General features: G+C 61.2%; 10 protein-coding genes. 3 read left to right on the top strand and 7 right to left on the bottom strand.

Annotation, left to right across the window (positions count from 1 at the left end; translation table 11 throughout):
- The 7 genes from B3605_RS01475 to B3605_RS01445 form a co-directional block, all read right to left on the bottom strand.
- The coding region (locus B3605_RS01475; protein ID WP_296431815.1) for a TIGR04028 family ABC transporter substrate-binding protein at window positions 1–1,542 on the bottom strand (1,542 nt) is incomplete at its 3' end.
- A gap of 126 nt (window positions 1,543–1,668) precedes the next feature.
- Complete coding sequence (locus B3605_RS01470) at window positions 1,669–3,033, bottom strand: FAD/NAD(P)-binding protein (protein ID WP_296431814.1); 1,365 nt, start codon at window positions 3,031–3,033, stop codon at window positions 1,669–1,671.
- Window positions 3,034–3,122: 89 nt separating this feature from the next.
- The gene (locus B3605_RS01465) at window positions 3,123–3,893 is read right to left on the bottom strand and encodes an ABC transporter ATP-binding protein (RefSeq protein WP_112943471.1); all 771 of its coding nucleotides are present in this window, start codon (window positions 3,891–3,893) and stop codon (window positions 3,123–3,125) included.
- Between the two features lies 1 nt (window position 3,894).
- Window positions 3,895–4,743, bottom strand: coding sequence for an ABC transporter ATP-binding protein (locus tag B3605_RS01460; protein WP_296431811.1), 849 nt, complete (start codon window positions 4,741–4,743; stop codon window positions 3,895–3,897).
- Window positions 4,736–5,647 carry an ABC transporter permease gene (locus tag B3605_RS01455; protein WP_047511480.1) on the bottom strand — a complete coding sequence of 304 codons (912 nt, stop codon included), beginning with the start codon at window positions 5,645–5,647 and terminating at the stop codon, window positions 4,736–4,738. Before B3605_RS01455 ends, B3605_RS01460 begins: the two co-directional genes overlap by 8 nt.
- Before the next feature lie 4 nt (window positions 5,648–5,651).
- Window positions 5,652–6,713 carry an ABC transporter permease gene (locus B3605_RS01450; protein WP_112943469.1) on the bottom strand — a complete coding sequence of 354 codons (1,062 nt, stop codon included), beginning with the start codon at window positions 6,711–6,713 and terminating at the stop codon, window positions 5,652–5,654.
- Between the two features lie 24 nt (window positions 6,714–6,737).
- On the bottom strand, window positions 6,738–8,333 hold the full coding sequence (locus tag B3605_RS01445) for an ABC transporter substrate-binding protein (RefSeq protein ID WP_296431807.1): 1,596 nt from the start codon (window positions 8,331–8,333) through the stop codon (window positions 6,738–6,740).
- A gap of 128 nt (window positions 8,334–8,461) precedes the next feature.
- Here B3605_RS01445 and B3605_RS01440 point away from each other — a divergent pair, with 128 nt between their 5' ends.
- The 3 genes from B3605_RS01440 to B3605_RS01430 form a co-directional block, all read left to right on the top strand.
- The gene (locus B3605_RS01440; RefSeq protein WP_113198446.1) at window positions 8,462–9,172 is read left to right on the top strand and encodes a GntR family transcriptional regulator; all 711 of its coding nucleotides are present in this window, start codon (window positions 8,462–8,464) and stop codon (window positions 9,170–9,172) included.
- A gap of 13 nt (window positions 9,173–9,185) precedes the next feature.
- Window positions 9,186–10,094 carry a dihydrodipicolinate synthase family protein gene (locus tag B3605_RS01435; RefSeq protein WP_112943614.1) on the top strand — a complete coding sequence of 303 codons (909 nt, stop codon included), beginning with the start codon at window positions 9,186–9,188 and terminating at the stop codon, window positions 10,092–10,094.
- Between the two features lie 10 nt (window positions 10,095–10,104).
- On the top strand, window positions 10,105–10,843 hold a 739-nt coding region (locus tag B3605_RS01430; protein WP_296431802.1), incomplete at its 3' end, for a mandelate racemase/muconate lactonizing enzyme family protein.

Here is a 10,843-nt window from a genome sequence, read left to right as displayed (position 1 = left end):
CGGCTCCTCGAAGATCGGGATCGCGTAAGCCTGGTCGATAACGTAGTTTTGGACATCGCCGGCGATCGCCAACCGCTTGGCGCGATCAGGCTCCGAGGACAGTTTCTCAAGCAACCCGTTCAGCTTGTCGTCGACGAAGGATTTGACCTTGTCGCTGGGCCCGCCTTTCTGGCGAAGAACGTCCCGGTTCTTCGGGTAGTATTGGCTCTTGATGACGTCAGGATCGGCGCGGCCGACCATAGCAGGAGAGACCGGCGTCTTTGCGGGATCCAGGTCATCGACGGTCTTGCTGCCAGCGTCGCCCGCAAGGACATTGAGCGTCACGCCAAGCTTTGCCCATTGTTCGGCGACGAGCTGAAGCGTCGCCTTGTTTTGCGGTTGGGGTGGCGATTCATAAGCGGTCAACACCAGCGGCTGCCCATCCTTTTCGCGAACGCCGTTAGCGCCAGGTTTCCAGCCGGCTTCGTCGAGAAGTTTGGCAGCCTTGTCACCGTCATAGGCGAGCTTGGGCGACAGATCGACATAGCCTTGCGCAGTGGAGGCTATGATCGATTTCGCTTGCGGATAGTTTGCCGAGAACAATGTCGAGATAATTTCGGCGCTGTTGGTCCCGTGAAGCAGTGCCTGGCGCACCCTGATATCCGAGACAAGCGGATTGTCTGGCCGGAACACGACGCTGTTGTTCACGCCGCGCGTCGAAGCGGCGTAGATCTTGTAGCCCTGGCTTTCGACCTGTTCTTCGTCATAGGCCTGAACCTGGCGGATGAAGTCCGCCTGTCCCGACAGCAGTGCGCCGATCCGCACGCTGTCTTCGCCGGTGATGATGTATTTGATGCCGTCGAGATAAGCGCGCCCCTGATGTTCGAGCTTTGTCGGGCCCCAGCCGTAATCGGTGCGTACCTTCAGGCTAAGCTCCTTGCCGAGCGTCTCGCTGTCAACGACGAAGGGACCCGAACCGACAATCTTGGTCGCATCGCCGAGCTGATCAAACGGCAGGGCAAGCGTCTTCAGCGACACAAGGCCGGATCCAATGACCGACGTACCCTGCAGGAAGCCCGGAGATGGCTTCTTGAAATAGAACTTCACCGTCAGCGGATCGATGACCTCGGAACGATCATAATTGTTGATCACTTCCGATACCGGCTGTTTCAGCTCCTTGTTGCCAAGACCGAAGGTATCGAAATTCTTGGCGACCGCGTTGGCATCGAGCGGCGAGCCGTCCGAGAAGGTCACGCCGTTGCGCAGCTTGAACGTATACTCGGTGGCGTTTTCGTTCACCGTCCAGGATTCGGCGATCCACGGTTCGATCTCGAGCGTCTTCGGGTTCTGATAGGTCAGCTTGTCGGTGATCTGGTTCAGTACCCCACCGTTCGGATAAAAGCCCCCGGCCGGTGGATAGAGGTTGGTGTGGGGCTGTTGCTCCAGATAGATCAACGTGCCACCTTCCACGGGCTTGACGGGTTCCTCGGCCCAGGCGTGTGCAGCGGTTGCCGCGATCGTGCCGGCAAGAAGAAGGCTCTTTAACGTCGTCGTGAAGCTCATCGATTTTCCCTCTGAAACAGATGAGAAACGATAATTGGATAGGCATATAGTATATAGAATTAGTATTCTATAATCGCCAAACTACGGGGAAATTCTCCGATGCGGTCAGCGCAAACCTTTGGAATTTTACCCCAACACGCCATCGGAGATCCGCTTCGCAACAGCGCGAGCCTGCGTGCGAATATCCGGAACCGCTGTGATCTCCCAGAACTGACCGGCCGTCAAAGCACCCACCGCGTAAAGCGCCGGAGCCCCCGGATTGTCGTGCAGGACGGCCGAAGCGGCGTCTACGCCGATGCCGAGGCCCAGCGTATCCGCTTTGATCAGCCCTTGGCGCATCATCTGCTGCAAGAGCGGTGAGTGCCCGATGCCTGCTCGCTCCACACCGGTGCAATTGACCAGCCAGTCGCATTCGATCGTTGCAACGTCATTGGCTGCGCGCTTACGGTAGTGCAGCATCAGCTGGTTATCGACTTGCGAAACGTCCTGAAGATAACCCGCATGGATCGAAACCTGACCGCTTGCGACCATCTCACGGAAGCGATCGTTGACATCAGGCGCCACACGGTGGCGGTGGATGTTCCACCATGGCAGCCCGTGGCGCAGAAACCGCATGCGTTCGGCTTGCGGCAGGCGCTGCCAGAGCGCCTGGGTTCTCGGCCGCAATGTGTCCATGACGCTGCGCCAATCACCGGCGCGCCGACTTTCACTGCGCAACTGACGCAAGATTTCGCTCATCCTATCGGGAAGATCGGCGGGATCGAAATCGGCTGGAGGCTTCGGCGCTCTTGCGTGCCCGTGCGGAACAAGGCCGCGGCGCGACAGCACATCGATCTTGCCACGAAATCCTTGCGCGAACAGCGCCAGCACCTGATCGATCATGGTGAGGCCGGAACCAAGGATGCAGACCCTGTCGGACGCCTCCACGCGGCGAAGCCAGGACAGGCGCCATGGGTTTTCGATTGTCCTGTCGCGCGCCTCGGCCGGAAGTCTGGAAAGATCGACCGGAAGCGGCGCGTTCCCCACGCCCAGGCAAAGCACGACATGACGCCCGACAATCTCATCGCCATTATCAAGCAGAAAGCCGAGCGTCGCGCTATAGCGCTCCACGCAACCGGTCGCCTTCGCACGGATGAAATCGACCTTGCAGCGTGGTCGCTTGTCCCGCAGCAACGCGGCGAGCGTATCGCGAACATAGAGGCCGTAATCCTGACGCGAGGCGAAATCGCCGTCTCTCAATGGGCGTTTGCGCTCCGTGAGCCAGCTGACAAACGCATCCGGCCTGTCCGGAAACAGGCTCATCCGGCCGGCCGGGACGTTCAGCCTGTGGAGATAGAGTTCGGAACGATAGGCCGTTCCGCGACCAAAACCCGGATCATCCCCCACCACGGCGATCTTCGCGGACGGAGGAAGCAGTTCGATCAGGTTGCAGACCGTGGCAATCGCCGAAAAGCCTGCCCCCACTACCACTACGTCATAGCTCATCCGCATCCCCTGCATTCAAGCAATGACGTGGTTCGCGCGTCGAGAGTTTCAAGGCCGACTTCAATAGACTTGCGCGGCGCGGCTAGTGATTCCGTCTACGCCACCGCCCTACGCGCGCTGATGTATCCCCTGCTCCCATCCAGCAGCGTTTTCGTATAGGGATGCTGGACGCTGCCCTCCAGCAACTGTTCACGCGTTGCGATCTCGACGAAAACGCCGTCCTGCATGACAGCCACGCGGTTGCAGAGATGCGCGATGACAGCCATGTCGTGGCTGACGAGGATATAAGTCAGCTTCGAGCGTTCACGCAGATCCTTCAGGAGATTGAGAATTTCCGCCTGGATCGAAACATCGAGCGCCGATGTCGGCTCGTCGAGCAAGAGAATCTTCGGCTCAAGGATAAGCGCGCGAGCAATCGCCACGCGCTGCCGCTGCCCGCCCGAGAGCTGGTGCGGGAAGCGATGGCGGAAGCCGGGCGGCAGGCCGACGTCGCGCAACACCTGCTCGACACGCTCCTGCCTGCGATCCAGCCCATGGATCTCGAGAGGCTCCAGGAGCGTGCGCCCGATCGTGTGGCGCGGATGCAGGGAGCCGAAAGGATCCTGAAACACCATCTGCTGCTTGGCGAGTTGCGCGCGCGACCGCTTGGGGCCGACCACGTCGCCATCGATCGAAACCGAACCGCTCCACTCTTTGATACGCCCCGCCAGCGCGCCGAGCACCGTCGACTTGCCGCATCCGCTCTCGCCGACAAGGCCGAATGTCTCGCCCGGCGCGACCTCGAAGGCGACGCTTTTGACGACCTGCTTGAAATCATTGCCGCTGCCGAAGGACACGGCGAGATCGTTTACCGATATGATGGACATGTCACGCCTCCGCCCAGCTTGCCTGACGCTTCAGCACTTCCAGCCGATCCCTGGGATGATCGAGACTGGGCAGCGCCTCAAGCAGGCCGCGTGTGTAGGGATGGGTTGCTTCGTCGAGCCTTGAGGCTTCGATCGTTTCCACGACCCGGCCCGCATACATGATGATGACGCGGTCGCAGAAGCTCTTCACGAGGTTGAGGTCGTGAGAGATGAAGATCAGGCCGATGTTGCGTTCGGTAATCAGGTCGTCGAGGATCGACAGCACCTGCTGGCGCACGGTCACATCGAGTGCCGAGGTCGGTTCGTCGGCGATGATCAGCGAGGGCGACGAGATCAGCATCATCGAGATCATGATGCGCTGGCCCATGCCGCCCGACACCTCATGAGGGTAGAGATTGAAGACGCGCTGCGGATCGCGGATATTCACCCTTTCCAGCATGGCGAGCGTGCGCTCGCGCGCCGCCTTCTTTCCAAGGCGCTCATGCAGGATGACGGTTTCGGCAATCTGCTCTCCGACGGTCATGACGGGATTGAGCGAATACTTCGGGTCCTGCAAGATCATCGAAATCCGGCTGCCACGGATTGCGCGCATGTCCGCCTCGCTGGCGGCGAGGAGATCGACGTCCTCGAAGCGCAACTCATCGGCGACGACTTGAGCCGTGCCCGGCTGCAGGCGCATGATCGCGCGCCCGGTCGTGCTCTTGCCGGAACCGGATTCGCCGATGATGCCCACTTTCTCGCGGCCGACATCGAAGCTTACATTCTTGACGGCGTTGACCACGCCGGACAGCGTCGGAAACTGCACCGACATGTTCTTGACCGAGAAGATCGGTTTTGACTGTTCAGGCATTGCGGGGATCCATGATGTCGCGCAGTCCGTCGCCAAGCAGGTTGAAGGCGAGACTGACCAGAAGAATGGCGATGCCGGGAACCGTCGTCAGCCACCAGGCATCGAGAAGATATTGACGACCGGAGGCCGCCATGGCGCCCCATTCCGGCATCGGCGGCTGGGCACCGAGACCGAGGAAGCCAAGACCGGCAGCCGTCAGGATGACGCTCGACATGTTGAGCGTCAGGCGGATGATGATCGACGGCGCGCAGAGCGGCACGATATGGCGAAACAGAATGCGCCCCATGCCCGCGCCCTGCAACTCGGCTGCGACGACGAAATCTGCGGCACGGAACGTCAGCGTTTCGGCGCGCGCCAGACGCGCGATCGGCGGCCAGACGGTGAGCGCGATGGCGATGACGGCATTCTCGATCCCCGGACCAAGCGCTGCGGAGAAGGCAAGCGCCAGAACGAGGCTTGGGAAGGACAGGAAGATATCGGTGATGCGCATCAGGACCACATCGACCCAGCCGCCGAGATAGCCGGCGGTCGCGCCGATCGCAAAGCCGATGGGCGCCACGATGACCGTGACCAGGATGCTGATATAGAGCGTCGTACGCGCGCCATAGACGAGGCGCGAATAGACGTCCCGGCCGAATTCGTCGGTGCCGAACCAGTTGGCGGATGACGGCGGCTTTAGCGCCATGGTCAAATCCTGGAGGATCGGATCATGGTTGGCGAGCAGCGGCGCGAAGGTCGCGATCAAGACGAGCATCAGCACGACGACGAAGCCGGCGAATGCCAACGGATTGGCGATCAGGTTCAGCCACAGGACATAGGCCTTGTGGAGCCGCGCCTGACGCGTCGAGGAAAACTCCTCGTTGATCAGCCAATTGTGCAGGTCGTTGAAGTAACGTGTCGCCATGATGTCACCGGGTACGCGGATCGAGGAACCGATAGGTCAGGTCCGACAGGAGATTGATGGCAATCGAGATGATGCCGATGAGGAGCACGCTGCCAAGCACCGCGTTCATGTCAGCGAAGAACAGCGCCGACGTGAGATACTGGCCAAGGCCGGGCCACGCGAAAACCGTCTCGATCAGGACCGTTCCGTCGAGCAGGCCGCAATAGGCGAGAGCCACGATCGTCAGCAGTTGCACGCGAATGTTGCGAAACGCGTGTCGCCAGACGATCGCCCGCTGACCGAGGCCCTTGGCCTTGGCGGTCAGCACATATTCCTGACGCAGCTGCTCAAGCATGAAGCTGCGGCTCATGCGGCTTAGATAGGCCATCGCGGCATAGCCGAGGATCAGTGCGGGAGCCGCAACATGCAGCAGCGCATCCCGGAAGACTTCCCACTCGCCGGCAAGGATCGCGTCGACGAGGATGGAGTTGGTCGGTCCTTCGACCAGCCCTTCATTATAGACATCGAGGCGGCCGCTGCCTGGTATGAGGCCGAACTTTGCATAGAACACGAGGATGACGATCGTGCCCAGCCAGAAAATCGGCGTCGAGTGGCCCAGCAGGCCGACGACACGCGCAAGGTGATCGACCCAGGTGCCTTTGCGCACAGCGGAGATGATGCCGAGCGGGATGCCGAAGCCGGCGCCGATGATCGTTGCGAGCGTGGCGAGTTCAAGCGTCGCCGGGAAGACGCGGGCGAGATCGCTGGCGACGGGGTTTTTCGTCACATGCGACTGGCCGAAATCCAGGTGCGCGACATTGCCGAGATAGGTAGCGAACTGCACGTAGAGCGGCTGATCGAGCCCCATTTCCTTGTAGACGCGCTCGTAGGTCTCGTGATCGGCCTGATCGCCGATCACGGCGATGACAGGATCGGCGGGAACCATGCGGCCGACAACGAAGGTGATCACGAGCAGGCCGAGCAGCGTTGTCAGGATGACGGCAAAGGATGCCGTCACCTTGCGCAGTGCGCCAAGAGCCGCCCGTGCGCCTGCCGGCGCGTTTCCAGATGTCTGTGAGATACTCACGTCATTCTCCTCGACAGGAAGGGCTTATTCGCCCTTCGAGACGGTGTCCCAACGGGTGAGCCAGGTCGAATGGCCGACATAGCCCTTGACTTCTTTTCTGACCGCCTTCGCGTCCGTGCGCTGGAAGGAGGTGATCAGGGCCGGTGAAGCATCCAGATAGGCCTTGTTGATCTTGGCGTAGAGATCGGCGCGCTTCTGCTGGTCGGTCTCGTGCGCGGCCGCCGTGACCATGTCCTGGATGTCCTTCGGAACCTCCCAGGCAGAGCGCCAGGCGATCAGGCCGGAGAGTTTCGCATCGTCGGCATTGTTCGGGTTCGTCGCATAGGACGCCAGAACCGCATGCGGGTCGGGCAGGCGTTCGCCGGTGCGCGCCGAGAAGATTTCGAATTCGCGGTTGCGGAACTTGCCGATATGATCGCCGCCCTGCAGGTCGAGCTTGATGCCGGCCTTGGCTGCATTGGCTTGCAGCGACTGGGCAACTTCATACTCCGGCGTCACGGGCGTTGCGTAATAGACCTTGGAGAAGCCATCGGGATAGCCGGCTTCCGCAAGCAACTGCTTGGCCTTGTCGATATCGAGCTTGTACGGGTTCTCGGTGCTGGCACCTGGCAGACCGCCCGGAATGATCGTCTGCTGCTTGATGCCGTAGTATTTCATGACGGTGTTGGCGAGGCCGTCATAATCGATGAGATAACGGAAAGCCTCGCGGACCTTCGGCTTGGAGAGGATTTCATCCTTCTGATTGAGCGCCAGATAGTAGAAGCCGAAGCCCGGCGTCTTCTGGATATCGGCCTTGCCGCCGGCCTCGATCGCCGCCAGATCGGTGGAGGAAAGACGCGTCGCGACATCGACGTCGCCGGCTTCCAGCTGCAGTCGCTGGCCTGACGATTCCGGCATATGGCGAAGGATAACCCGGCGCATCTTCGGCGCGCCCTGCCAGTAATCCTTGAAGGCCTCGGCGATCAAAAGGTCGTTGACGCGCCAGGTCCGCAGCGAATAGGGACCGGACCCGGCATCGTTGGTCTGCAGAAATTCGCGGCCCATGTCGCCGTTCTTCTCGTTCTTGGCGAGAAGCTGGCTATCCAGGATCGAGGTCGAGAAGCTGGCGAGCGAGAAAAGGATCAGGTTCGGGTTCCAGACCTCGGGCGTCTGCAGCACGACAGTTGAATCATCCGTCGCCTTGATCAGCTCATCGACATTCTTGTCGGTAATGCCCCACTGGCGAAGATCGACCGACGGCGCCAGGCCGAGCTTCACCAGGCGGCGCAGCGACCACTCGACATCCTTGGCGGTCAGCGCGTTGCCGGAATGGAAGGTAACCCCGGAGCGGATCTTGAAGGTGAAGGTCTTGCCGTCTTCGGATACTGTCCAGCTCTCCGCAATGCCCGGCTGCGGCTTGGTAATGTCATCGGCGGCGAGCACGATCAGGCGCTCGTAAAGGTTGGCGACGATTTCCGCCGATTCCAGCTGGTTGAGCTCGTTCGGATCCAGACCGCGCATCGAGGACATGTTGGTGGCGATCACCAGCTGGTCCTTGGGCGTTGCCGCCTGCACTGCGAGCGGCATGGCGAGCGTCGACGCCACCATAGCCGATGCCATCAGAAAACTGCGTCTTTTCATCGTCCTATCTCCTCCCTGGTGCGCCGGACCTCGCCCCGAGCGCGAATTTTCATATCGACATCGATCTGAAATCTGGTATATCAGATCTCACAAAACGATTTTGTCGTCAACGGGGGAATTTTCGGGACATGCAAAAAGAGGCATCGACGCAGCCTGGCGCAGACCGCATCGAGAAGATCGACCCGCGCTTTCTGACGACATTGCGCGACCACGTGCACAAGACGCTGCGCACCGCGATCCTCTCCGGCCGCTTTGCACCGGATGAGCGCGTCAACGAGCGGCAGCTGGCCGAGCAGCTCGGTGTCAGTACGACACCCATCAAGGAAGCCCTGCGTCAGCTTGAGACCGAGGGTCTCGTCGAAACACTGCCGCGCCGCGGCGTGCTGATCCGTTTCAACGCAGGCTGGGCCGAAGAGATGATCCTGGCGCGCGCCGCGCTGGAATCGATGATCGCCCACCTTGCCGCCAAGCGCATCGAGAAGGCCGAAGCGGCCAAGCTAGACGACATCGTCAATCTGATGCGCAAGGCGACCCAGGACGGCGTGGCAGACGACCTGATTTCGCTCAACGAGACGTTTCATGAGCAGATCCACATCGCCTCGCGATGCCAGTATCTCTCGCGGATGATCGAACGGCAGCAATTCTACGACGGCAGCATCCGCCGCGTCATCCATTCCGATCCGCTCGAGCGCGGCAAGGCGCTGGCCGAACATGCCGCGATCGCCGCCGCCATCATCTCCAGCGACAGCGACAAGGCCGAACGCGTGATGCGCGACCACGTCGTCCGCTCCGGCGAAACCTACCTCAACATCGTGTTCAAGAAGAAGGAGGACATCTGACGTGACCGAGGCAATGGAAAAGATCCGCAAGGCCCTGACGGGCATATCGGGCGTGCCCGTGACCCCCTACAAAGCAGATGGCAGCGTCGATATCGCCAAGCTCTCGGCTCTGATCACCGGCCTCGCTCATGCGCGGGTCCACAATCTGATGGCGGCCGGCAACACCGGTGAGTTCTTCACCCTCACCATGGACGAAGTGCGCGCTGTCCACGTCGCGACGATCAAGGCCGCCGGCGGCAAATCGCTGGTTAGCGCAGCTGTCGGTCGTTCGCTGACCGAAGCAAAGGCGCTTGCCCGCGATGCCATCGCAGAAGGCGCCGATGCGATCATGGGCCATCACCCGATGGACCCCTTCGCCGGCCCAAGCTACCAGGCGCGCTACTTCCTGGAGCTTGCCGACGCCAGCACTGTTCCCGTCATCGCCTATGTGCGCAGCGACACTTTCTCCGTCACCGATTTCCGCAAGCTGGCGCTGCACCCGAATATCGCCGGCATCAAGTTTGCATCCGGTAATCTCATGCTGCTCGCCGAAGTGATCCGCGCGACCAAGGATGCGCCGGCGATCTGGGTTTGCGGCCTGGCGGAAGGTTGGGCGCCGGCCTTTTACGCGATGGGCGCCCGTGGCTTCACTTCCGGCCTCGTCAATGTCTTCCCGGAACGCTCGCACGCCATCCACCAGGCGCTGGAGACCGGTGACTACACGGCCGCACGCGCGCTCATCGACGATATCGCCGGCTTCGAGGCGCTGCGCACCAAATATCTCAACGGCGCCAATGTCACCGTCGTCAAGGAAGCGCTTGGCATGCTTGGAACCGAGGTTGGCCCCGTGCGCGTGCCCGGCGTCGAGAGCCTGACCGAAGCCGAACGCGCGGACCTGCGCGCCATCGTCGACAACGTCGCCGAAAAGAGCCGCGCGGCCTGAGGAAGATCCCATGCATATCACCGGCATCAAGACCTACATGCAGCGCGTGGACGACCGCCCTCGCCTGCTTCTCAAGATCGAAACCAGCGAAGGCATCTCCGGCTGGGGCGAATGCTACAACCACGGCCCGGACTGGGCGCTGCCGCCGCTTCTCGACTACCTCTTTCACCAGATTGAGGGCGAAGATCCGCGCCGCGTGGAATTCCTCGTCCTCAAGCTCAACCAGCAATGCCGATTCCCGCCGGGTGCACTTGGCCTCGCGGCAATTTCGGCGATCGATCACGCGCTCTGGGATATCGCCGGCAAGGCCGCCGGCCTGCCCGTTTACATGCTGCTCGGCGGCAATGTGCGCGATCGCGTCAAGGTCTATTGCGGCGTCTATACGGCGCCGGACCCGGAAGCCGCGCGCGACCAGTCGCTCGAGCTGAACGAGAAATACGGCTACACCGCCTTCAAGCTCAGCCCCTATCGCCGCGATCTTCATACCGGCCGCTGGGGCGAACTCGTGAAGGAGACGGGCGACTGGTTCGGCAAGATCCGCGAGATCACGCCATCGCATTTTGACTACGCGTTCGACGCTCATGCGAAGATTTTCGAACCGTATCAGGCCGTCCAGCTTGCAGCCGCCATCGCGCCAAACGATCCGCTTTTCTACGAAGAGCCGATCCGGCCGGAACACATCCCGGCATGGACGGAGCTGAAGTCGAAGGTGACCGTTCCCCTGGCAACCGGTGAATCGCTCTATTCGC

This window comes from Rhizobium sp. UBA1881, from assembly GCF_002338015.1.
Classification (GTDB): domain Bacteria; phylum Pseudomonadota; class Alphaproteobacteria; order Rhizobiales; family Rhizobiaceae; genus Rhizobium.
Note: the sequence above shows the minus strand (reverse complement) of the source record. Positions and strands in the feature narration are given on the sequence as shown.